Consider the following 24,805-nt stretch of genomic DNA (forward strand, 5'->3'; position numbering starts at 1 on the left):
CTTTCATGAACAAATTTACAAAATTGGGCTAGTCCAATTTAAAATTATTGTTCATCAGGGATGCGAACCGTGAATGTTGATCCCTTTCCAAATTCTGATTGGACTGAAATTGTCCCTTGGTGAACATCGATTAATTGACGAATAATTGCCATACCAAGACCAGATTCGCCCTTCACAGTTCGTGATTCATCAGCTTTATAATACCTTTCCCAAATATTTTGTACTTGTTCAGGCGTCATCCCAATACCAGAGTCGGACACACTAAAGACAGCCGCGTGTGCTTCACGCCATGCTCGAATTTTAATTTCGCCGTTTTCAGTAAATTGAATGGCATTGTTAATGATATTAAAAATAATTTGAATTAACCGATCTTGATCTGCAAAAATCATTACTGGTGTTGATTTTACATTGACAATCTTAATCACATCACCAGCCACATCAGCTTTACCGCTCAATTGTTCAACTAAATTATTAATAATCGGCAATAGATCAAAGTTTGTCTTATTGAGAACCACTTTATTTTGTCTCAATCGTTCATAGTCGAGATTGTCTTTCACTAGTCGCGTTAATCGGTCAGCCTCATTTTTAATCATGTCATACGAATGCATTTTCTCGTCTTCTGGAATCACGTCATATTGCAACCCTTCAACGATACCCGAGATTGTCGTCAATGGCGTTCGCATCTCATGTGACGCATTCGCCATAAATTCTTTTCGTCGTTCTTCTTGACGTTTAATTTCATGCTCTTGTTCATTCAATGCGTTCGTCATTGTGTTAACGTCCTCAGCCAGCGCACCAATTTCATCATTGGCTGTTGTATCAACAATTGCCTGATAATCGCCAGAAGCAACTTGTCTTGTCACTAATTGAATCAATCGCAAACGATTCACAATCAGTTGTGACACAATAAAGCTCAACATCACTGCCACTATCCCGGCAACCAAAAATGCTATCGCTAAATTTTTCCGTAACATATCCATATTATCATCAACCGTTGAGACATTTGCACGGGTCACAACCACTGCAATGAGTCGATTTTTATTATCAAAAAAAGGTTTCATGACGCCCATCGTATTTGATTCTTCTTTATTTGCCTTGTTTGCAGCATCAACTCGTGTGTGAACAATTTTATGATTTTTAAGTTTACGCCATTGACTGGCGGTAATATTACTATGAACTGCTTTGGTCGCAGTTGGATAAACAACGTTTTCGTCCCCATCATATACCGTAAACGACATATTCTGTTCTTCTAATAAAGACAAATCAATGTCTAATCCTCGTGTGTCAAAATACGCAAAGTCACCCGTGTCAGCCTTATATCGCATTGCCTCTTCAGCAATTGCAACCGAAAAACGATTTAACTGACGATATGTGTTATCCTCAACCATCTTAGTTGTGAATTGTGTAAATAAGACACCAATAATCAAAAGTGCTGCCATAATCACTGTAAAAAATGCCAGCATTTGCTGATACATCATCTTCATATTGCTAAATTCCTTCGTTTAAAAATTTGTTCTCATTGTAACAAGAAATGGTCAAAACTGATGGAAATGAGGTAAAAAAAAGCATTTTCCGCCTCGCTCATTCATAGAGTTCGGTTCAAAACGCTTTTAATCTTTAATTAGTCGTCATTATCTATTGAAACACCTGAATCATCAAATTTGTAGCCAACGCCCCAGACAGTTTGAATGACCTGTGGACCAATTTTCTCAATTTTCTGGCGCAACTTCTTGACATGCGCATCGACCGTGCGTTCATCTCCAAAGTATTCATAATCCCAAACTAATTGCAATAACTGTTCACGTGAGAACACTTGCCGTTGCTTTTTAGCTAATGCACGTAGCAAATCAAATTCCTTCGGTGTCAAATCTTGAATTAATTTACCATTCAAATATGCTTCACGTGTATTTGAATTCAACTTAAACGTCCGTGTCACGACATCGAATTCTTCATGTTCAGCTGTAGCACCAGCTGTTGAAGCATTACCTGCCTCAGATCGACGATGCAACGCTTTGATTCGAGCAATCAATGTGATTGGTGAGAAAGGTTTCGTAACATAATCATCAGCCCCCATCTCTAGTCCCAACACTTGATCTGATTCTGAATCTCGTGCGGTTAACATGATAATTGGCACATTGGCTGATGTTTCTCGAATTTTAACCGCTACTTGCATTCCATCGAGTCCTGGTAAATTCAAATCCAAAATAATTAAATCCCACGACTGTGGTGCTTCATTGAATACCTTGACCGCCTCTAAGCCATCTGCCGAATATTCTGCATCCCAGCCTTCTTTTTTAAAAAACATGCTCATCATTTCTGACACTGACGTATTATCTTCTACCATTAATATTTTCATATTTTCGCCCCATTAATTAAAATATTATCTTTATTTTAGTTTCGTACATAAATATACAACATTATGGGGAAAATTAACAGTTATTTTAATGTAATATTCATTTTATCAACGGAACATTCATATAACGTTCATAAAAATGATTATAATCTCTATTTTATCCTATCCTTGACGTTCCGATTGTGCCATTCGTCGCTCAAACAATCCCAGAATTCGTGACAAACCAAACGTTAAGATAAAATAAATTAATGCAGCAATTAATAATGGCACAAATGGCTTAAACGACGTTCCTTGCACCAATGACGTTTGGAATGTCAATTCGCCAACACCAATTACCGAGACAACCGATCCTTCTTTAATCACTGTCACAAATTCGTTTCCGAGTGCGGGTAAAATATTTTTTATTGCTTGTGGCAAAATTACGAAACGCATGGTTTGCTTCTTTGAAAGGCCTAACGAACGTGCTGCTTCCGTTTGTCCAGCTGCAACAGAATTAATACCAGAACGAATAATCTCAGCCACATATGCTGCAGAATTGATTGACATCGCGATGGCACCTGCCAAGAATCCAGCAATATTTAGGCCAATAACCTGCGTCCCAAAGAAAACGATAAAGACTTGAATCAGCAATGGTGTCCCACGAACAAACTCAATATACACATTTGCAATCACTTTAAACAACCAAAAACTAGATAGCTTCATCAATGCTAATAATGTACCAAACACTGCACCAAAGAAGACACCGACTGCTGCAAGTCCCAGTGTATAAACTGTACCTTGAACAAAATATGGCCAATATTTCTGGAAGAAACCTTCTTTCTTATTCATAATTTGAATTGCTTGTTTCTTCCACTGCTCAAACGGCTTTCCAATCACATGTTGTTTAATCACTTGATTAATTTTAGCTTTCAAAACAGGTGAGTTTTTAGGCATTACGATCGTTGAGCCTTGTGCCCGACTTAATTTTGCATCTGAAATTGCAAATTGATTACTTTGTGCCACATATGATTCAGCCGTCGTGGATGCGACAACAACACCATCAACTTTCTTTTGCGTCAGTTGTGTCGCCATATCCGGAATTTTTTTCAACGCAGTGACGGTCGTATCATCAATCTTCTGTGCCTCATCATATTGAGTCGAAGCCACCTGTGCAGCTAATTTATGTCCTTTAAAACTAGCAACCGTTTGAAATTTCTTTTTATCGGCTTGTCGAATCATGACCACATTATCATCTGTAAAATAAGGGACTGAAAAATCGACTTGAGCGGCCCGTTCGGGTGTATTGGTCATACCTGCAATGACAACATCAACTTTTCCAGTCATCACCGATCCAAGCAAAGCATCGAAGCTCATTTCTTTAATGACTAACTTAACATGAAGTTGCTTAGCAATTTCTTTTGCCATCGACATGTCAAAACCCACAATTTTATCCTTACCATGCTCAGTTGTGTGGAATTCATATGGTGCATAATCAGCAGACGTACCAACCACTAACTCACCACTTCGTTTTACTCTCTGCCATGTTGGATCGGTGGTTGCCGCATCAACACCCAAAGTGCTTATTCCTGTTACCAATGCACTACCCAAAACAACTACAAGCAGCATGATCGAAAAAATCTTTTTAATCATCACAATACCTCACCCTTTTTTAATCATGATATTGAGTATAGGCTTAAATGTAAATTTATGCAATACTTTTTGCTAAAATTGCATAAAACAACCATTACTCGCATATTTTAAAATGACTAAAGTTATGAATCCCCTAATTACGTTAGCATGTATGGATATATTAACTTGATGCATAATTTTCATTAAATGCATATTTTTCCAATTAAACAAAAAAACAGGCAAAAGCCTGCTTTTCCATGTCAATATTTAAGTTGGGGCTAACTTTCATTAAACTGCCGGTTCCCCGGCTTCTGAATGTCCCTTGGCGTGCGCTTTAGAACGCAAATCAGCTTCAAGCGATTCAAGCGTCCGATTACGTGTTTCAATCGTAAACTTAGCAATAAACCAGATGGCAACGAAACACAAAACACCATAAATGATGAACAACTTAGCAATTCCTTGACCTTCAGCATTAACCGCATGGTGTGGTGTAAAGGCGACAAGCAACATTGGGAATGATTGTGATACTGCAAAGTTAGCAGTCCAGTTAACAACCGCACCAAATGAATTTCCAAGGCCACGGATATTCAATGGGAAAGCCTCACCAATCATCACCCACATAACTGGTCCCCAAGTTGCAGAGAAGAATGCGATGTATAACGTTAAGGCAATCACGCAGACCCATGATCCTAAGTTACCATTTCCTGCTTTCAAAACCAACATAGCAGTTGACATCAATAACAATGAAACACCCATACCAATTGCACCATAAGTTAACATCTTCTTACGATCAATCTTATCCATAATTTTAACTGCCACAACAGTCACTAACACGTTAAAAATTCCAATAATAATATGTGATTGTAGCGCAAAGTGCTCACTAAAACCAGCTGAAATAAAGATTTTTGGCGCATAATACAGAACCGTATTACATCCCATAACTTGTTGGAAAATTGCCAATCCCATAGCCATAATCAATACTGGACGAGCCATAACACCAAATAATTCTTTAAAGCCACCTGATGGAATTGAGGCTTGCAATTTAATATCATGCAATTCCTCGTCGACAAGTTTTTCGTCTGAATTAAATTGTGTCAAGACGTGATGGGCCTCATCAATCTTACCTTTTTTCACCAAGAAACGAGGTGATTCGGGCAATGTAAGACCGCCAAAGAACAAAATAGCGGCTGGAATAGCAGCCAAGCCAAGCATCCAGTGCCAACCAACATTTTCACCAAGACCAAACAATCCGTGTGGTGAAAGCCATTCATTTGAGACATAAGCTAAGAAAATTCCGGTCATAATCATGAGCTGGAATAGCGTTCCAACACCACCACGTTTCTCAGCAGGTGCTAGCTCAGCCAAATAGGTTGGGATCAATGCTGAAGCAGCACCAACCGCCACACCTAATAGAACACGAGAAGTCACTAGGACTTCATAATTGATTCCAATTCCAGACCCTAATGCACCAATAAAGAAAATAATTGATGCGGTCAACAATAATTTCTTACGTCCAAACTTATCAGACATTGGTCCAATAATTGCAGCACCTAAAATGGCACCTAATAGAACTGAAGCTGTGATGAAACCGTCCTCAAACGATCCCGCTTTAATTCCCAACTCTTTTCCAATGAATAACATTGCGCCAGAGATAACACCTGTATCGTACCCGAATAGTAAGCCACCCAAGGCACCGAAGAAATAAATAAAATTCGTTGACATGTGCTTTTTATTAGCCATGACCATTTTCCTCCCAATGCGACGATTATCGTCAAAATAATAATATGACAAAAAGATGAGTTCAATTCAGCAATGAAAACGTTTCCATTACCACAAAACATATCTTACTCCAGTTAGTTGATTCGCGCAACCAACTTTTATTATTTTTCACAGGTTTATCACAAATTATCAAAGAAAGCATCAAAAAATCCTCGACGTTCACGTTGATGTGCCATCAAGGATTAATTTAACTTGTCTTCATGATCTCGAAATGTTATTTAAAAATTCAAAATCGTTGTCATGGGGGTATTTTCTACTAAGATCCGCCCATTTCGAATTGAATATAACAACTCAGCGCGTGTATTCAATACGTCATAGAAATTTGGCGCGTTAAAGATCAAAAACGACGCTGGCTTTCCCACTGCAATCCCATATTGATCTGTCACTTGAAGGGCACGTGCCCCGTGCGTTGTCACAAATTCATACGAATTTAAAATCTCGCTGTAGCCCATAATTTGAGTGGCGTGTAGCCCCATATGCAGCACATCCAGCATATTGCCATTTCCCATTGGGTACCAAGGATCCTTAATATCGTCTTCACCAAAGGCCACATTAATCCCTTCAGCAGTCAATTCCTTAACCCGAGTCAACCCTCGCCGCTTAGGATAGGTGTCAAAGCGCCCACCTAAATACATATTAATCAATGGATTGGCGATAAAGTTCAAGTCAGCCATTTTCAATAATCGCATCAACTTATACATATAAGCATCATTATACGACCCCATCGCAGTCGTATGTGACGCTGTAACACGTGCCTTCAACCCTGTTTCCAACGCCAATGTCGCCATCGTCTCTAGACTTCTTGACGCAGGATCATCAATTTCATCAGTATGCGCATCGATTAACAAGCCATATTTTTGCGCTAACTCAAAAACAAAGCGCAACGATTCGACACCATATTCTCGGGTGAATTCGAAGTGTAGAATCGCACCTAACGCATCAACCCCTAGTTGCGCTGCCTGTTCCATTAATTCACGCCCTTGGGGAAAGGATAGAATCCCTTCTTGCGGAAAAGCAACTAATTGTAGTGTCATCCATGGCTTAACGATTTCTCTTACTTCGATCAACGCTTTGAGTGCTGTCAAATCAGGATCCGTGACGTCAACATGTGAGCGTACAAACTGCAACCCATGTTTGGCTTGTAAGCGAAGTGTTTTTAATGCCCGCGTCTTAACATCTTCATAGGTCAAATCCTGCTTACGAGCAGACCAAATTCGAATACCATCGAATAATGTTCCCGACTCATTCCATTCTGGTTGTCCCGCTGTTTGCGTTGCATCCAAGTGAACATGTGGGTCAACAAATGGTGGAATTGCTAATAGTCCACTCGCATCAATCACCTGTTCATCTGAACTTTGTTCAATCTTTGCTGCAATAGCAGTAATCACACCATCTTTGATTTGAATATCCTGCCGTTGTGTTTGATTTTCAATCAGTACTTGTTTAATTAACATGGTCTGGCTCCTTTGTATGCGCTTGCATATCCTGATTTTACCACGTTTTCCTTTCGAGAAAAATCCATTCATGATGAACTCGTTTAAAATGATAGTTTGCCGTCATAAGCAATTTAAAACCCTCAAGATTCGCCTGATTGCACCAATCTTGAGGGTTTATTTCATTTCAATCGTTCTAGTGCCATGGCATTTGTGGATCAAAGCCGGCATCAGTCGTCATCACCAAGCCATTTTTAAATCGGGTTAGCAACCATTGACGAAGTGGCTTTGGAATTTTCAACAAGTCAAAATCTAATGGCGACAAGGCATAGCGCAAGCCTAATTCGTCACCAGCCATGACTTTTTGGACCCAATTTGGTTCAATAATGAGCTCACGCCCAATGGCTGCACCGGCTATGCCAGCTTGAACCAAGGCTTCAACTTGGGCGGGTGTCCGAATTAAGCCTGCAACAACCAATGGCACGGCACCAAGTACTGATAGATACTTCTCAAATAATGGTTCCTTGTCTTCCTTAGCCATAAAAGGCGACTGGCTGGCCGATTTTAATGATAAATGGAAATAATCAATCGGACGTTGGGCAATTACTTCTGCCATTTGTACTGCCTCAGGGAAGCGAATACCTGGTGTCGTAGGTTCTTCGGGTGACTGACGGTAGCCCACGATAAATGATGGACTACCATATTGATCACGAGTGGCTATGATTTCATCTAAGACGGCTAATCCGTATGCCATTCGTCGCTCCAATGAACCACCCCATTGATCTTGACGTTGATTGGCATGGGGTGAAAAGAACTGTTGAATCAAATACATATTAGCACCATGAATCTCAACCCCCGCAAAGCCAGCAGCAATTGCCCGTTGCGTTGCCAAACCAAAATCAAGCACACCTTGTGCAATTTCATCAGAAGTGAGCGCTCTTGGAATAGGCATACCGGCGTGATGATCCGGCACTTGACTGGGCGCAACAAGCTGACCGTCCAAAACAGCTTCTTGCTGAGCAATACGACCTCCAAATGACAATTGTAAAATAGGAAGTGCACCTTGCGCTTTAATGACATCCGCAATTTTCTTTAGCCCATCAATCTTATCATCTGAATCTGCACCAATTTGTCCAACGTATGATTTACCTAACTTTGAAACATAAGCCATTTCAACAATGACCATTCCTGGTCCACCAGACCGTAACCGATAAAAATCTACTTCGGCATCTGTCACGTCCCCTGTCGCATATGATGATCGTAAAGTCATTGGTGGTAAAACAATTCGATTTTTTACGATAACACCATTAGGTAACTGAAATGATTCTAAAAATTTATATCGCATATTTTTCACCTTTTTGATTGCACAAACTACTAAATTGCTACGATTTTTTAAAGTACTTCAATGTCTGAACGTGAAAAACGGTGTACATTTAAGACATCTAACAAGAACGACACAATTGGCACCCCTAAAATCAAGCCCCATGCACCTAACAACCGCTCCATGATAATTAACGCTGCAAATGTGACAAAAATTGGTAATTCTGAACGCGACGCCATCAATTTTGGATGTAAGAAGTACGCCTCGAAAGTATGGATAATCAAAATAAAGGCCACTAATTCAACCGCCAACCAAATACCTCCGGCCGAAAATGCAATAATCACTAATGGTACTAATGAAATTAATACCCCGGCCACTGGTATCAATCCCAAAACAATAACTAAACTACCTAGGACTAATGGCGATGGCATGCCTAACAAAGTGAAACCAATTATTGAAAGTACGGTGTTGATAACATCAATCACCAATTGTACTTGTATGATTTGACCCAAAATATAAATAAATTTATCGGCCAAATAATAGATATTTTTAAAGAAGCGTGGGAAGTCAGAATGCATGAACTGTTTACCAAATCGTTGAATTGAATTCAATGATATGGCGTACACAAAACTCAAAATCAATGCAATGACGATTTCAGTTAGTACTGCCCAGACATTTTGCAAAGTTACTAAACTGGTATGTAAAACCGTTGTCAGCCCATTAGTTATTTTATCGTCCAATTGCGTATTAGCTAAGTATTTATCAACTTGGCTTGCAACTTGTGGATACTTATCAATCCCATGCAACATGGCCTTAACCAGTGCAACACCTTCTTGATAAAACATTGGTGCAATAAATGACACAATGGCAACCAATGCCAAGATGACACTGATATAAAACACAATAACTGCCAACGCATAGGGTATTCGTAAATATTTTTGAATAAACCGACCACCATTAATTCCTAATGATGCAAAAATGATCATCAATAAGACCATCGGCATAAAGCCACGAATCAGATAAACAACCACCACTAAAAATAGTAATGTCAAATACAACTGCGTTTTATCTTTCAACCACCAAGCAACAATCTTATCAAGCATACGAATTCCCTCAATTCTATTAATATAGTCATTATGCCACAAAATTAGCCTTTTTGTTGCCATTTTTTGCTGATGACTGATTGGTCATAACTTGATTTTTAATCTTAACGTTAAGCATATTTTTTATGGGCATACCGTTACTCATTAAAATTGCATGATGTCCATCCAAACACATTGATGCAGATAGGATAAAACAACCGTTATCTTTCATGCCCCAAAATTAAAATATACTACTTGTTTACCTTAAAAAAACAAATTCGTGTGATTAATTCGATTGCAGTAAAGTATAATAAATGAAATAAATAGATAATCAGTGAGGAACATATATGCAACTTTATTTTTTGTGTACCGGCAACGCTTGTCGCAGTCAAATGGCCGAAGGATTTGCAAAAAAATATGCCCCAAGTGACTGGCATATTAAAAGCGCCGGTGTGGAACAACACGGCTTAAATCCAATCGCAGTTACCGTCATGGCTGAAGCTGGAATTGATATCTCTGCAAACACTTCCGATCTAATTGATAATCATTTTCTTGCTTCAAGTCAATATGTCATTACTTTATGTGGTGATGCCAAGGATAAATGTCCGATGACGCCCACAAGTGTTAGCCGTTATCATTGGCCCTTAGCCGACCCGGCCCAAGCCACCGGTTCAAACGACGAGATTCAAAACGTTTTTCGTACCACTCGAGATGAAATTAAAACGTTAGTTTATCAACTTATTCAAGATATCACCACCCCGTCGTAACGCATTAAAATTCCCATTTAAAACGGATACGAGATCACCACTAAACTGCTATGCCTTGGCCATCAGTTTGGTGGTTTTTTAGTCATCATATTTAGCCTTTCTAAGAATAATCCATCATTAAGAATGATTGCGTCCCTTTGATAACAAATAACGTCCATCTATTGATATCTTAAGAAGCTAAGTTAACAGCTAAAAAACACACTCAAGTACACCGGCAAAGCCACCAGACATTTCCATGACAGATGATTCAGTACGATTGTATACCATTGATAAGCACAAAGAAACCCCGCCGTATCAACATCATTGTTGATACGGCGGGGTTTCAAAAATATAATATGGAGCCGAGGGGAGTTGAACCCCTGTCCTAATATTTCGCCACTAATACATCTACGTTCATAGTTGATTGATTTAATTTTCGCATCATGCACGCTAATCAACGTCGCGATCATTTCTGCTAACCTGATTATCCTCTTTGCAACCACTCCAGGTGGAAGAGTTACACGCAAGTCACATTATGATGACTAATCGACATTTGTGACTAAAACGCCAACTAGTTAGGTGTGCTGGTTTTTAAGCAGCGACAGCCATATTGTTTGAATTTTTTGCAGTTAATTCGTCTGAGTGGATTATAGGGCCACAACCCCTAAACGCAGTACTAGCTCGAACAATACCAGTCGATTCCGTAACGACCCCGATACGGTATCTACTATTATAGTTGAATCAAGCATTAATTGCCACTATTGCTAAAAATCCCTTTAAACCAATTAACAACTGGCGTCCAGATGTTTTCAACGAACCAGTTAGCTGCTTTTTTAGCATCTTCTGAGTTAGCAAAATTTTCTGCCTTTGCCATGATATCACCAACCGAATTTTTCAATTTGCTACCAAGCTTCTTGGCATTATCAACATACGCTGCTGAATTTGAAATCGGCGCTTCGTTGACAGCTTGCAAAGCAGTTGCAATGGTTTTTGTCTGTGCACTTGTCGTTTGATCATCAATTCCTTGTTTTTGTAAATTAATCGTCAGTTGATCAATAATCACATTAATCGTAATATTTTGACCAGCCTGCTTTTTTTCAGCTAATTGACCAGAAGTTGTCGTCACAGCCGAGGTCAATTTACCAGCGTAACTACTGTCATCTTTATTGGCATCGATCGCGCTTGAAGTTGCTGACATCACTGAATTGGCCGCTTCAGTATTTTGTGAATTCACTTGAATACCATCTGTATCTAACGCCTTATAAACACCAGCTAATGCCGCCTCACCCGAAACTGGTTGATTTGCCGTAACAGTAATTATCACATCTTGTACCCCGGCCATAGTTGCGGCCATGGCGTATTGTTGTGATGTAATTTTAGTAATATTATCTTGTCCGTTAAATTTTTTAATATTAACTAACGTCCCTGTTCCTGGCTCTGCTGGTGCCAGAGCAACCGAACTAATCATGGCACTATCAGAAATACCGCTCAAGCCAATATAACTTGCATCAGAGCCCGTTGTGGTCAATTTAGCATAAGAATTTGTTACACCTAACGTTGTCGCAACCTGGCTCGTGTTTGATGCGGCTGCCCCATATACAACATACGCTTTAGACAAAGCTTTATTCGTCGTGCTACTAGCGGCAGAGACGGTTCGATTAACTGGTAGAATCGCAACTGACGCCAATGACATACTACCGCCTAATGCAACCGCAACCATGACGCCAATGAAACTTTTTTTGAATTTTGACATATTCTTCTCCTAGACACACCTATATTTTTATCCACATTATATTTCTATTTTGTTACAAATACTATTTAAGCGATTGTACCTTAAACAAAGCTTTGTGATTTAAAATCTCAAGCATCGATTTAAACCGTTCAAAAGGACGGATACATCGCTATATCCGCCCCCCTTTTTGATTATTAATGGTTTTCTAGATAAGAAATAGCCTGTTTTGCTACTTTATCTGCTGTTGGATTATGTTCTTGCCCATTAAGAACTGAATTTTCAACAATAAATAAGGCACTAAATTTTTTATTCTGAGCGTCATGGACTGACACCAGTGCATTTTGATTGCCATTGCCGGTTTCAGCCGTACCCGTTTTAGCTGCTAATTTGTAATTTTCTGCATACAATTGATGTGCATACCCATCCGCATTAGCCACCACACCAATTTCATCGTTTAAAATTGTTTTCGCATGGTCTGCTTGAACAACATTCTCGATTTTCTTAGTTTTATCAGACATCAACAATTTAGGCATCACAATCGTCCCATCATTATCGATAAAATTATACATCGTGACCATTTGAATTGGATTGACGGACATCTGACCTTGTCCATAAGCGGTATCCGCTAATTGTTTATCAGTCTTTAATTGTCCATCGTTACTAAAACTTGGCGGTGTCATTGTAATTGGCAGCTGATACTTGGTACCAAATGTAAATTTCTCTTGTAACGCTTTTTGGAATTTATCTCGGCCAATCTTTAATGCTTGCTTAGCAAAATAAATGTTATCTGAATGACTTAACGCTGTTTGTAAATTAACTTGAGTATCTGAATTCACACGCGTCACACTATATGCATCCCATTTCTTTCCTTCAATCGTTAGAACCTCATTTGGATCTAACGTGCCTTGATCTAATCCGATTGCAGCCGTCACTTGCTTGAAGGTCGAAGCTGGCGCATAGCCCTTAGCATATCGAGCAATGAAAGGGGCATCAGCATTATTTGCCACACTCGCATAATTCTCAGATAAAGTGTTTGGGTCGTAAGAAGGCGATGATGCCAACGCTAATAATTCACCAGTTCCAGGATTTTCAATCACAGCTGCACCTGGTACATTATTAAATCCTTCATAGGCATTTTTTTGAACCTCGGCGTCAATGGTTAACTTAATATCCTGACCCTTTTTAAATTTTTGCGACAATAATGTTTTTTCAACTTGCCCCTTACTATCAAGTAGCTGATACTGAATTGATTCTTGTCCTCGCAATTGCTGATCCAAGCGTAATTCTAATCCAGCACGTCCAATGATATCCTGACTACTTAGCAGTGCATTCTTATCAATATCCTCTTTCGTCACAGTCCCAGTATACCCAATTAATTGGGCTGCTGCTGCTCCCAATGGATACGTCCGTTTATAATTGGCAACGACTGACGCACCATCCCCATCATCATCCTTTTGGTAGTCATCAGCGGTTAGTGTTTTCACTGGATAACCCCAATCGGAGTGTGCTTTGTAAGCTTGAATTCCTTGATTAATCGTATCAGCGCTTGCATTGTATTTTTTTGCAATTTCATTCACTTTGTCACTATCAATTTGACCATCGTCAGTTAAAAAGTACTTTGGGACAATTTGTAACACTTTAGTTTCTTCTGATCCTGCAAGCACTTGACCATTCCGATCTAATATTTGTCCACGCTCGCCACCATTTTTTGCAACATGCACTGTATTTGTTGCCGTCAAATCCGGCAAAATTAAGCTAGGGGCGTATTGAATCTTGGCTTGACCATTAATCATCTTAATTTTCATTCGATAGACTTGATGCGTCAATTTCCCAATCGCCGTCTTTAAAGTGACTTGATATTGCATCTCATATTGATTAAGCCCCGTTTTGTGAAGCGATGATTTAATCACATCCACCTTGGTCACACCGAGTTGCTGGTAGACTGTTTTCATTCGTTGATCTGGGTGCTTTCTCTGCGTTGTTTTCAAACTGGTTTTATCAACCGCTTGAAACATCTGCTTGTAGTCTAATTTTTTCAAATTTTGAAGATATTGCTGTCCAACTTGACGTGCTTTCCCTGTATCAGATTGCATGGTGACATAGTACGTTACGCCAGCAATCAGCACTAAAGCCATTGCTACGCTAGCACCGATTATCCACATCATTTTCTTTGTCATTTTTGATCCCTTTCAACTACGATATTAATCAATCGGCTCACATTTTCAGCTGTCGCCGTTAACAGCCTATCAGCTTGTTGCATGGCATATTCTTGCGTTAACACGCCCGAAGTAATTGAGAAAACAGTATCAATGCCTTGTGTATACAAGGCCGTGACGTCTCCAATGTGACCAGCCAAACCAATTACTACAATCTGCGGGTTAACCTTTTTGGCAGCACACGCCGTCCGTACCGGACTCTTTCCAAATTGCGTTTGATTATCTAGTGAGCCTTCACCAACAAACAAAATATCAGCATCACTGACGATTTCATTAAAGTGCGACATTTCAATCACTAATTGCCCACCTGAAATCAATTCATGGCGATTAAATAAGTTCAATAAAACAAATCCTAGCCCACCGGCAGCCCCTGAACCCACTTCAAGCGAATAATCTGTCCCCGTTGCAACGGTTAATTTTTCAGCATAGTGTTCTAAACCAATCGTCATCCGAACCATTTGATTATCAGTTATTAACCCCTTTTGTCGACCAAAGACAAAAGTTGCTCCTTCAGTACCTAAAAATGGATTCGTAACATCGGCGGCAATTTTGAGGTCCACTTCATTTAAGCGCTGATCAAGCGCTGACAAATCAACGTATGCAATATCTCGCATATAGTGGGGTAGTGGCTGAATTGTTTCGTGCCGTGCGTTATAAAAACGTGCGCCTAAAGCTGTTGCTAATCCAATCCCACCATCATTGGTTGCAACACCACCTAATCCAATAATCATGCGACGATAACCTTGATCAAGGCATGCACGAATCATTTGGCCTAACCCGAATGTATTTAATTGAAATGGGTTAGATGTACTGGCGTTCACGTATTGCATACCGCTTGTTTCAGCACTCTCAATAACGACGGTTTGTTGATCGGGCAATAAACCATAGTGAGCTGACACCATTTCACCATCAGGTCCTTGGACACGCATTTGTTTTATTTGTCCATTAGTGGCTTTCACGATGGCGGTAACCGTACCCTCGCCCCCATCTGCCATGGGTACTTCAATAGTTTCAGCTGTCTGGAAGACTTTTTGAATACCACGGACTATTGCCGCGGAAGCCTCATTAGATTTTAAACTACCTTTAAATGAATCTGGTGCCACCACTATCTTCATTTTGCCACTCCTTCACCCCAAATATTTGTCTCTAACATACCACATTATCATAGAAAATAAAAAGGCAAACTGAACCCACTCAGCCTGCCTTTTTATATACTTATGATATCAATCATATGATTTAATACTTATCAACTATTTTGCGTATTCAACTGCACGTGATTCGCGAATAACCGTCACTTTGATATGACCTGGATAATCAAGGTCATGTTCAATTTGATTTTTAATATCGCGAGCCAATACTGTTGCTTCAACATCAGATAATGCAGCCGGTTCAACCATAACCCGCACTTCGCGACCAGCTTGAATTGCAAACGACTTTTCGACACCGTTAAAGCCATTAGCAATACCTTCAAGCTGCTGTAAACGCTGAACATAATTTTCCAGTGATTCTGATCGCGCCCCTGGTCGAGCTGCCGAAATCGAATCGGCAGCCGCAACCAACACCGCAATAATTGATTCTGGCTCAACATCGCCATGATGTGATGCAATGGCATTAATGACCGTTGCACGTTCGTGATACTTAGTAGCCAATTCAACCCCTAATTCCACGTGTGACCCATCAACTTCATGGTCTATCGCCTTACCTATATCGTGTAATAATCCTGCGCGCTTTGCAAGTGTAACATCTTCACCTAACTCGGCAGCCAACATGCCAGTTAGTTTTGCAACTTCAATTGAGTGAACCAAAACATTTTGTCCATAACTTGTTCGATAATTCATTCGGCCAACAGTTTTAACCAAATCAGGGTGTAAATTATGGAGTCCCAAATCAAAGACGGTTTGTTCCCCGACTTCACGAATATGTTCATCCATTTCTTTACGTGCCTTTTCAACCATCTCTTCAATCCGAGCAGGATGAATGCGACCGTCAGAAATTAGTGACTCCAAAGCTCGTTTAGCAATCTCTCGACGAACAGGATCAAACCCACTTAACACAACTGCTTCTGGTGTGTCATCAATGATTAAATCAATCCCTGTTACCGTTTCAATTGCCCGAATATTGCGACCTTCACGTCCAATAATCCGGCCTTTCATGTCATCATTAGGTAACGTCACAACGGAAACCGTTGTTTCTGCTACCATATCTGCTGCTGAACGCTGAATTGCTTGTACAACTAAATTCTTTGCACGCTTATCAGCTTCGTTAGCGGCCGTTTCTTCACTTTCTTTAATTAACATTGCCCGTTCAGATACGAGTGCTTCCTTAGTTTCAGTCAAAATCAAGTCTTGCGCATCTGCACGACTCATTCCTGCAACCTCAACCAATTTAGCTTCACGCTCATCGATCAATGTTTCTGCCCGAGTTTGTTTATCTTTCACACTTTGTTTTTGTTGCTCAATCTTTGTTTCTTTCTCTGAGATACTTTCTTCACGTTTTTGTAACGAAGCATCTTTTCGATCCAAAACAGACTCACGACTTACCAAGCGTTCTTCTTGCGTTTTAACTTCACGGCGTCGTTCCTGAAGTTCACGTTCAACATTAGCTTGGTATTGTTGGCTTTCATCACGCGCTTCAACAAGAGCACTCTTTTTCATCGTCTCTGCTTCAGTCCGTGCTTGATTAGTGATATCTGTAGCGGTTTGGCGTGTCTGCTTTAATTGGTTCTCAATTTTCGTCTTTGTGAAAACCATACCAGCAACACTACCGATTACAATTGCAACAAGCGACACAAGAATGACCATTGTGATGTTCATCTCTGTCTCCTGTTCAATCAGCTAATATGCATCAACTGATTTGTTTCTTATTTATTTGCGTTTTTAACACGTCTTTAATTTTATCGTTTTTACCCGCGCGTGTCAATGAAAGCGATACGCATTCAACAATGATAAATCAGCTTAACGACCGCATTCAATGCATACATTTGACACGTAAAAAGATGTCATTTTATCGTTGACGCAAATTCGCTATTACCCCAATGACAACGATTATCAATGGCATCATAACAAAGTAACGACCAACCAAAAAGATAATGATTAGTAGTATGAGCGGTATTAGCCCTGCGATGAGACAATCAACCCATAATTGGCGGTGATTAATGCGATGCCATTGGGCTGCTGCGTCAAATAGTTGGCCTAAAGCACCAATCCCGGTAATTTGAGCGGTAACAAAAGGTAAACTATCCCCGGCTTCAACCACAACTCGTTTTGGCATCTGGCTTGGAATCTGCTGATTCGTTAATAACATCGTCTGTGGGTCACTTAGTAAATCAACCTGCCGTTTGATTTTTTCTTGCGGACTGACATCTGACACCAACAAATCTGCTGAGTGCAGTAATGAGGTTAGCGCCTGTAAGGCACCTGAAGTATCCGTCGAAATCACCTGCGTCTTAATTTGGCGGCGAATTAAATCACGATCCATATCAATCATGTCGTAACTCAGAGGCAAACTATAATTCACCACACCAATCACTTGAACGCTGTCAATGACATAAACGACGGAATTGCCAATTTTTTCAAACGTGTCTAAATATGACGCACTAACGGCATAATTTTTCAACGCTTCTTTAGCTGACACAACGGCAAAACGTTCTTGATGAATAACGCCCGCAATACCCACTAACTGCATCTTATCTGGCTCTGAAACCGTACTGGGCACCACTTTATTTTGTCGCGCATACTGCAAAAACCCTCGTGATAAGGGGGTTGCAAAATTTTCAAGCAAGCCAGCGACAATTCCTGTGACATCATGGTCACTGTACCGATCATCAACACTTTTAACTGAATGAATCACCGCGGTGGGTTCCGTTAAAATCCCACTCTTTTCAATCACGATATTTTTAATCTGATTCAATTGATCGAATTTAGTCCAATCAATTATCTTAATCTGTGCTAATTGTAATTGTTGCTTTAACGCGATTCTCTTTTGTTGGACATGTCGAATTGGCCCGCTCGCATCGCTTGCCAGCAATACGACTAGCGTACTAACCATTCCCATCAGAAAACTCGTCGTCAAACTAAAGAAAATTGCCGCATAAATGGCTAATAGAATTAACCAATAATTAAGTGTCCGAATATGCTTCCAATCATCATTTTCAACGACACTCAGTTGTCGTTGTTGAAGGCCTAATATCAGCAGAATACCTACTAATCCCAACAACATACTTGGAAATGACAGTAATAAATGCCCTGATTGTCGCGTTAGTTCGATATAGATTGTCATTAATGGCCAAACTGCAAAGGCCACCGTCAGTGGCAAAAATAGCGCGCTCCCGTTAATTTGATGTTGATGATAATTTTGACGCCCCATTTGTAACAGCAACCAGATGATGAGAGCCCCGCTACTGCCATACCCGCCTAAAATTAACCATCTGCTAAGATTTGACGATATTTGGGTTTGCACCTGATTGATTGACAGAATACCACTTAATATCGACAACACTGCCATCACCAGAGCGTATCGAAAATAATGTACTTTCATCTTAAAAAATTCCTCTAATCTGTCCAAATAACTTGAATTTTATTTTTTTACTTGTTTCTCTTAGGGCAAATTATATCAGAAAGCATCAAATTGAATGCTCGCTTTGACTAATTTTTAAACAATTTTAGCTAAGATAATTGTTTAAAAAACGGATACTCATGCCATGACGTCGCCTGCTTCTGTTCAGTATGCCTGCCTGGACAAATAATCAATCAGACTTAATTTTCGATTGATACCATAATCAATCCTTTCGATACAAAAAAACCGATGCTCACATCGGTTTAACAATTGCGGGAGCAGGATTTGAACCTACGACCTTCGGGTTATGGGCCCGACGAGCTACCAGACTGCTCCATCCCGCGATAATAAAAAGGAGAATGTGGGATTCGAACCCACGCGCCGGTTTCCCGACCTGACGGTTTTCAAGACCGTTCCCTTCAGCCAGACTTGGGTAATTCTCCAAATAAATTGTTTATAAACAACATGTATAATGTTACACGCAATTAATTCATCTGTCAACACGTTCCTTCGACAATCAACAAAATTCAAAGCGGTCCCTCACAAAATACGTTAAACCTGCTCCCTTTTTGCAAAATTTTCGATACATAATACGCTGATCACCAGATGACACGTCATATAGGCCAACAAAATTGACCTATCCATATTATTAGTCGTCTAAAATATCGTACTCATGCTTTAGCATATCATCTGATATGTCAACGTAATCGACATAGCTTTGGTGTTTACAATAACCCGGATATGTGTGTCCATCCATCTTTTGCAAGTCATTCATATAAATAGTTATCAACTACCTCAGGAAATATCTCGCCAAAAAAAAAAATTTTGCCTTCCCAATCATAATAAATTGACAATGATGTAGCACACCATTAGGTTCAATCGCCGCATATGTGTCAATTGGTCACACTTTATTTCTTAAACATCCGAACCACTAATTTTTACTCAATGTATACCATTTAAAAAACAACTGATATTTGGGATCCTTCTTTAATATAAAAAACGATAATTTTTTACAATATTTACTAACCTCCTGTTGATACCTGAAAAAATTATTGCCGCATATTAACATACATATCACGGATGATTTGACGTTTCTGCCAAATCAACACCAAAACAATTGCGAGGTAACTTAAAAATCCAATCACGACATTAGACATTGAGGCGCAAATGATAAATAGAACAACAACTATTATTTCTGGTAATGTCTGACTAACAAGCGAAAACTTCATTTTCGTATGCAGATAGTAGTCCCCAAGGATACTTTTGGTTGCCATCACCACAATAATTGACGCAATCGCCAACATGAGATTGTGATACCCATAAACACTAATTACACCCAGCCCAAAACTGATAGCAAATGACACTAAATTAATTTTTACGAGTGCAATTTCCAGCCCTAGAATTTTCATAAATGTTGTATTCAGAATTTCAAATTTTGCCTGAAAAAAAACGGCCGGGAAAATAATCGCCATATACTGAATGGATGACGTATATTTTGGAATCAAATGATCAATCATAACCCTTAACGGAAAAAAGGCCAACAAACCGCTCAATAGAATTAATTTAATTCCCAATTGCAATACCTTAAATCCATTGAGTATTATTTGATGATTCTGGCGATTTAAACTAGGGAAAACAAGCAACGCCAATGACGATATGAACAACATCATAATATTTGAAAAGCTTAAAGGTAATGATATTCGGGCAAATGTTGCTGTATCCCACGCTTGTTGAATGAAGAAACGGATAATGCCTATAATGATAATTGTCGATAAACTAGCGAATAAAATTTTACTACCGCGCCTGAGATGATGCTTAATTGTCTGCCACGGCACTACTACTTGTGGCTTTGAAAATAAGACGTCGCGCGTCTTAAACAATAAGCTCATCAAGCTGACCAAAATTGCCATCAAATTAGCAATGATTACTGTTTGATACGTGATTTGTTGTACTGCTAGCAATAACAGCACCAACCCTAAATTCACGGTGGTACCAAACACATTAATTAATGAAAAGGCAGCAATACGACTAGTCGCCAATAAAATATTATTGGCATAGTTACGTAGATTAGTGAGCAACGTCGCAATGCCTAATGCAACGACAATAAAGGCCATATCGGATTTGAAAAATAATTCTCCGATAAGGATCATCAAAACCGCTACAAAAATGGTCCAACCACTAAATACTTTGAATTGACTAGCAATACTACGCCGATCAAGCTGTCGATAAGTTAGCCCACCATAATTGACATACATGCCTTCGCTCCACCCAAACTGCATTAAGGTGATATAAGACATATAAAACATGTAGATTTGATACAAACCATAATTTTTAACCGAAATCAAATTCGGAATAATTAATAGAATGACGAATTGTAAAAGTGCATAAATAAAATTGGGCAATGTCCCGTAAATGAAATTTCGAAAAAATTGCCCTTTCATATTTTTATTCTCCTGGTTTTTTTGAATTTGAAGTTCTGTATGTCATGAGTACCCACGCTGCGAGACCAATGTGATACCGCAACCAGTATTTCAGAGATACATCACGATGAATTAGCACTGGTATCACAGCATTAATAATTTCTTGCCGATATAGCTGCCGATAGGCTTGAAAACTTGAATGTTTGGTTAATTTCATATACTTTAAGAGCTGAATTTTTTCGATCACTAATCTCGCTTTGGCGGTTCTTAAAGCCACTGGATCCATCAGTGTTAACAAGTCAATCATCCGATGCCACAAAAGGAACCCTTGCCGTCTTCTTTTAGCATCAAAGATCAGAAGCTCTTTCTGGCAATGGGTTGCAGATTGCACATGTCGATAATAATCAACTAAGTAGTTGGCTTCGAAATACACAGTTTCAATATGTGTTAAATAGGTCATCACAAATAGTAAATCTTCGCCTAAAAACATCTCTTGGTCAAAGGTCACATTAAAATCGTCAATCACGTCTCGCCTAAAACATTTAGTCGTTACACCAAATAACAAAGGTTGTTTCATTATGAAACGCACCATATCGTTTCGACTATACTGACCAGATTTTTTCAAACCACTTTTCTCAATCAGTCGATTACTCAAAAAATCAAGCTGAACAATCCCACTTATCACCATTTGCACATTTTCAGACATGTCAGCCAACATTTTTTCAATCAAATTATCGGCTACTGCATCATCTGGATCAGCGAAAATAATCAAATCGCCACAAGCATGTGCTAGGCCTTTATTTCGTGCATGACTAACCCCTTGCTCCTCACAAGTAATAACCTGCATATTTGAAAATGAATTGGCAAACTCATCAACAATTACCATTGAATCATCAGTTGAGTGATTATCAATAATTAGTAATTCAAAATTAGGCATTGTTTGTCTTGCAAAGCTTTCCAATGCAATCCGACATTTTTCACCTTGATTATATATCGGCATGATGACACTAACTGTTTGTTTGTTTGTTGCGCATGATAATTCACTTTCCATATTGGCACCCTCAAATATATCCCTATTTATTACGCCACCATTCCAAATAAGTGCGTTTAATCAATGACAGATTCTTCCTTAATCGGTGTATCAATGATTGTTTAACCCATGAACCTTCTAAATGATGAATAGCAAATGTATTATCAACCACCTGCTCACTGCCAAGAAAACGATTTGAAACGATATAAGTCGACGGTAAAATGGTAATCCCTTGAACGACTTGGTATACATTTCGTTTAGACATACCTTTTGCTAAAAGCATTTTAGACCCTAATTTTGGTAAATGCACAAAACTTGCACCGTTATCATATTCTTTAAGCATCGACCGCAAAAGCTCATCAATAAAAATATGTTCCTTTTCTGCAGCAAAAAATTGAGGCGTATTTATAACGCCCGCACTTTCCAAAGTTAAAAGCACCTGACTGTCACCTAAAAGGTCAGGGAGTGGTTTAATCATTTCAACATCAATATCCATACCAATACCACCATGCTGGTAAACCATATATAACTTAGCAATATCAGCTGCGAAAGCAAACTTACCTTCTAATATCAGCGCCTTAACAATTGGACATTTATTAAACAAAAAATTCCTGTCATTAATTTCAACAATGTTAAAATCTGGAGCAAATTTTTTCCAAGTCGCCAGATAATGCAAAAGGTGCGCCGATTTTTCACTTTGTCCAAACCAAACATAATAAATTGTTTTTGGTATCATGGCTTTTCCCGACCTTCTCTAATTCTGTCTAGCATTAACGACAACAATTCACCATAGTGATTAGTGACTGCCGTCATATAGTTAAATCTAGCATTTTGTTCGTAATAATAATTGATATACTTTTTTCAATAACCACACAGGCATCATTGTTTTAACCAAATAAATGCCTTGCCTTCTTCGGTATTGTCTACGTGTCATCAAAGTATGTGTCAACATATATCGCGATAAATAGGTACTACTTTGAAATAATTGCCAACCTTGTCGCCGACGCAAACTATCTTGAGTCATTCGCATTTTGACTAGCACCTCGTCCACATTACCAAATACGTGTCCTTGCTCAAAGAGCCGTACCCACAAAAAATAATCCTCATGGTGATATAAATCCTGATAGCCACCAACTGCTTCAATCACACTTTTTTTGAAAACAACAGCTGGATGATTGATTGGATTTCGATACACCATCATTTGCCGAATTTCTGTATTTGTTACCGGCATCTTTTTTACCAATCCTGTCGATTGACCAAAACAATCAATTTCTTCAATATTGGCAGATAGTATCTCAGTTGCCGGATACGCGACCAGATAAGCTAATTGTTTTTCCACGCGCTCTGGAAGCGATATATCGTCGGCATCCATTCGCACAATAAGCTCATTTGTAGCATGTTGTAAGCCATAATTTAGCGCCGATCCTAGCCCCACGTTATTTTCAAGTTTTAACAATTTGATTCTGCCTTGATGTTGATCTAAAACAGCTTGTACAGTCTCTAGAATTGGTCCATCAACAACGATTATAAATTCATCAAACGGTACCGTCTGTGCGAACATACTCGCAATCGCTCGATCGAGAAATTCAGCTTGATCGTTTTGATAGACACTCATCAAAATCGAATATTTAGGCCAATTAGTCGCTTGCTTTTTTTTATCAGTCGAGGGGTTTTTGTCAGTCATTTATCAACTCACTCTCCTATTTACGATTTATCTGCCTTGATTTTAATATCGGTACGACCAACACTTTGATTACCATGCATCCCCAAAACTTTATAAATCGTAATGAAAAAAATCTTTAAATCAAGATAAAAACTCAAATGATGGACATACCAAATATTCAATTCAAAGCGATCAGCCCATTGTACTTCTTTACGTCCGTGAACTTGCGCCCAACCAGTCATACCGGGTCGCACGCTAAGAACTTGTAACTGGTCCTCTGTATACTCTTCAATTGGAAATGGCATGTATGTCAATATGGGCCGAGGCCCAATCAAACTCATATCGCCTTTTAACACATTAAAAAATTGTGGTAATTCATCCAAGCTAAACAACCGAATCCACTTGCCAATTGGCGTTAACCTTGGATCTTTATTATCGGAATAGACCCCTTGTACTTCAGAATTAAGATACATCGAGCGAAATTTATACATTTTAAAAACGTCACCGCCTTTGGCTAAGCGTTCCTGTTGAAAAATAATTGGTCCACGACTTGTTAACTTAACTAACGCAGCAACGATTAAAAAAACTGGCGATATAAAAACAATCGCTACAGCTGAAAAACTGACATCAATTAGTCTTTTAAAATATCTACGATACATCCCTTTACCCGCCACTTTTAGATTCAAAAACTTTGCATTTACTCTTCTTCTCACGACTGCTTCACCCATGATTCTCATTTCATCATATTTATATGTCTAAAATATGAAAAAACAGTCACTAAACCATGATGACTGTAGCTGCACTTGCCTTTTCATCACCCCATCTCCTCGCTTCTTCAATCACAAATTCTAACTTGTCCACAAAAAAA

At 39.2% G+C, this 24,805-nt stretch carries 19 protein-coding genes, 2 tRNA genes and 1 other RNA gene; 1 reads left to right on the forward strand and 21 read right to left on the reverse strand.

Going from position 1 to position 24,805, the window contains the following annotated elements:
- Nucleotides 1–44: 44 nt before the first annotated feature.
- The 8 genes from H9L19_RS01945 to H9L19_RS01980 all read right to left on the reverse strand — a co-directional run bounded on the left by H9L19_RS01945 (nt 45) and on the right by H9L19_RS01980 (nt 9,808).
- Complete coding sequence (locus tag H9L19_RS01945; protein WP_187529494.1) at nt 45–1,484, reverse strand: sensor histidine kinase; 1,440 nt, start codon at nt 1,482–1,484, stop codon at nt 45–47.
- A gap of 137 nt (nt 1,485–1,621) precedes the next feature.
- Nucleotides 1,622–2,356, reverse strand: a complete 735-nt coding sequence (locus H9L19_RS01950; protein ID WP_187529495.1) for a response regulator transcription factor — start codon at nt 2,354–2,356, stop codon at nt 1,622–1,624.
- A 159-nt stretch (nt 2,357–2,515) separates the two neighbouring features.
- Nucleotides 2,516–3,982, reverse strand: a complete 1,467-nt coding sequence (locus H9L19_RS01955) for an ABC transporter substrate-binding protein/permease (protein ID WP_187529496.1) — start codon at nt 3,980–3,982, stop codon at nt 2,516–2,518.
- A gap of 267 nt (nt 3,983–4,249) precedes the next feature.
- Nucleotides 4,250–5,701, reverse strand: coding sequence for a sugar porter family MFS transporter (locus H9L19_RS01960; RefSeq protein WP_187529497.1), 1,452 nt, complete (start codon nt 5,699–5,701; stop codon nt 4,250–4,252).
- A 257-nt stretch (nt 5,702–5,958) separates the two neighbouring features.
- Nucleotides 5,959–7,194, reverse strand: a complete 1,236-nt coding sequence (gene codA, locus H9L19_RS01965; RefSeq protein WP_187529498.1) for a cytosine deaminase — start codon at nt 7,192–7,194, stop codon at nt 5,959–5,961.
- Between the two features lie 175 nt (nt 7,195–7,369).
- On the reverse strand, nt 7,370–8,518 hold the full coding sequence (locus H9L19_RS01970; protein ID WP_187529499.1) for an oxidoreductase: 1,149 nt from the start codon (nt 8,516–8,518) through the stop codon (nt 7,370–7,372).
- 47 nt (nt 8,519–8,565) lie between these two features.
- Entirely contained in the window at nt 8,566–9,597 is a 1,032-nt protein-coding gene (locus H9L19_RS01975) for an AI-2E family transporter (protein WP_187529500.1), read from the reverse strand.
- Between the two features lie 31 nt (nt 9,598–9,628).
- Nucleotides 9,629–9,808, reverse strand: a complete 180-nt coding sequence (locus tag H9L19_RS01980) for a hypothetical protein (RefSeq protein ID WP_187529501.1) — start codon at nt 9,806–9,808, stop codon at nt 9,629–9,631.
- A 115-nt stretch (nt 9,809–9,923) separates the two neighbouring features.
- Here H9L19_RS01980 and arsC point away from each other — a divergent pair, with 115 nt between their 5' ends.
- Nucleotides 9,924–10,343, forward strand: a complete 420-nt coding sequence (gene arsC, locus H9L19_RS01985) for an arsenate reductase (thioredoxin) (protein ID WP_187529502.1) — start codon at nt 9,924–9,926, stop codon at nt 10,341–10,343.
- 333 nt (nt 10,344–10,676) lie between these two features.
- Here the strand turns inward: arsC and ssrA are convergent.
- The 13 genes from ssrA to H9L19_RS02050 all read right to left on the reverse strand — a co-directional run bounded on the left by ssrA (nt 10,677) and on the right by H9L19_RS02050 (nt 24,665).
- Nucleotides 10,677–11,036: a transfer-messenger RNA gene (gene ssrA, locus H9L19_RS01990) on the reverse strand.
- Between the two features lie 34 nt (nt 11,037–11,070).
- The gene (locus H9L19_RS01995; RefSeq protein ID WP_187529503.1) at nt 11,071–12,075 is read right to left on the reverse strand and encodes a DUF1002 domain-containing protein; all 1,005 of its coding nucleotides are present in this window, start codon (nt 12,073–12,075) and stop codon (nt 11,071–11,073) included.
- Nucleotides 12,076–12,248: 173 nt separating this feature from the next.
- Nucleotides 12,249–14,231, reverse strand: coding sequence for a penicillin-binding transpeptidase domain-containing protein (locus H9L19_RS02000; RefSeq protein WP_187529504.1), 1,983 nt, complete (start codon nt 14,229–14,231; stop codon nt 12,249–12,251).
- Complete coding sequence (locus H9L19_RS02005; protein ID WP_187529505.1) at nt 14,228–15,385, reverse strand: glycerate kinase; 1,158 nt, start codon at nt 15,383–15,385, stop codon at nt 14,228–14,230. Before H9L19_RS02005 ends, H9L19_RS02000 begins: the two co-directional genes overlap by 4 nt.
- 135 nt (nt 15,386–15,520) lie before the next feature.
- Nucleotides 15,521–17,083, reverse strand: a complete 1,563-nt coding sequence (rny, locus tag H9L19_RS02010; RefSeq protein ID WP_187529506.1) for a ribonuclease Y — start codon at nt 17,081–17,083, stop codon at nt 15,521–15,523.
- Between the two features lie 190 nt (nt 17,084–17,273).
- Entirely contained in the window at nt 17,274–18,806 is a 1,533-nt protein-coding gene (locus tag H9L19_RS02015) for an HAD family hydrolase (RefSeq protein ID WP_187529507.1), read from the reverse strand.
- 288 nt (nt 18,807–19,094) lie between these two features.
- A tRNA-Met gene (locus H9L19_RS02020) sits at nt 19,095–19,168 on the reverse strand.
- 9 nt (nt 19,169–19,177) lie between these two features.
- Nucleotides 19,178–19,267 (reverse strand) — tRNA-Ser (locus tag H9L19_RS02025).
- A 606-nt stretch (nt 19,268–19,873) separates the two neighbouring features.
- On the reverse strand, nt 19,874–21,265 hold the full coding sequence (locus H9L19_RS02030) for a lipopolysaccharide biosynthesis protein (protein ID WP_187529508.1): 1,392 nt from the start codon (nt 21,263–21,265) through the stop codon (nt 19,874–19,876).
- Between the two features lie 4 nt (nt 21,266–21,269).
- On the reverse strand, nt 21,270–22,295 hold the full coding sequence (locus tag H9L19_RS02035; protein ID WP_187529509.1) for a glycosyltransferase family 2 protein: 1,026 nt from the start codon (nt 22,293–22,295) through the stop codon (nt 21,270–21,272).
- Between the two features lie 22 nt (nt 22,296–22,317).
- A complete protein-coding gene (locus tag H9L19_RS02040) occupies nt 22,318–23,010 on the reverse strand; it encodes a glycosyltransferase (protein ID WP_187529510.1) in 693 nt (230 codons plus the stop codon).
- Nucleotides 23,011–23,097: 87 nt separating this feature from the next.
- A complete protein-coding gene (locus H9L19_RS02045; protein ID WP_187529511.1) occupies nt 23,098–23,958 on the reverse strand; it encodes a glycosyltransferase in 861 nt (286 codons plus the stop codon).
- A gap of 20 nt (nt 23,959–23,978) precedes the next feature.
- On the reverse strand, nt 23,979–24,665 hold the full coding sequence (locus H9L19_RS02050; protein WP_243198200.1) for a sugar transferase: 687 nt from the start codon (nt 24,663–24,665) through the stop codon (nt 23,979–23,981).
- Nucleotides 24,666–24,805 lie beyond the last annotated feature (140 nt).

Origin of the sequence: Weissella diestrammenae (assembly GCF_014397255.1) — a bacterium.
GTDB classification, from domain to species: domain Bacteria; phylum Bacillota; class Bacilli; order Lactobacillales; family Lactobacillaceae; genus Weissella; species Weissella diestrammenae.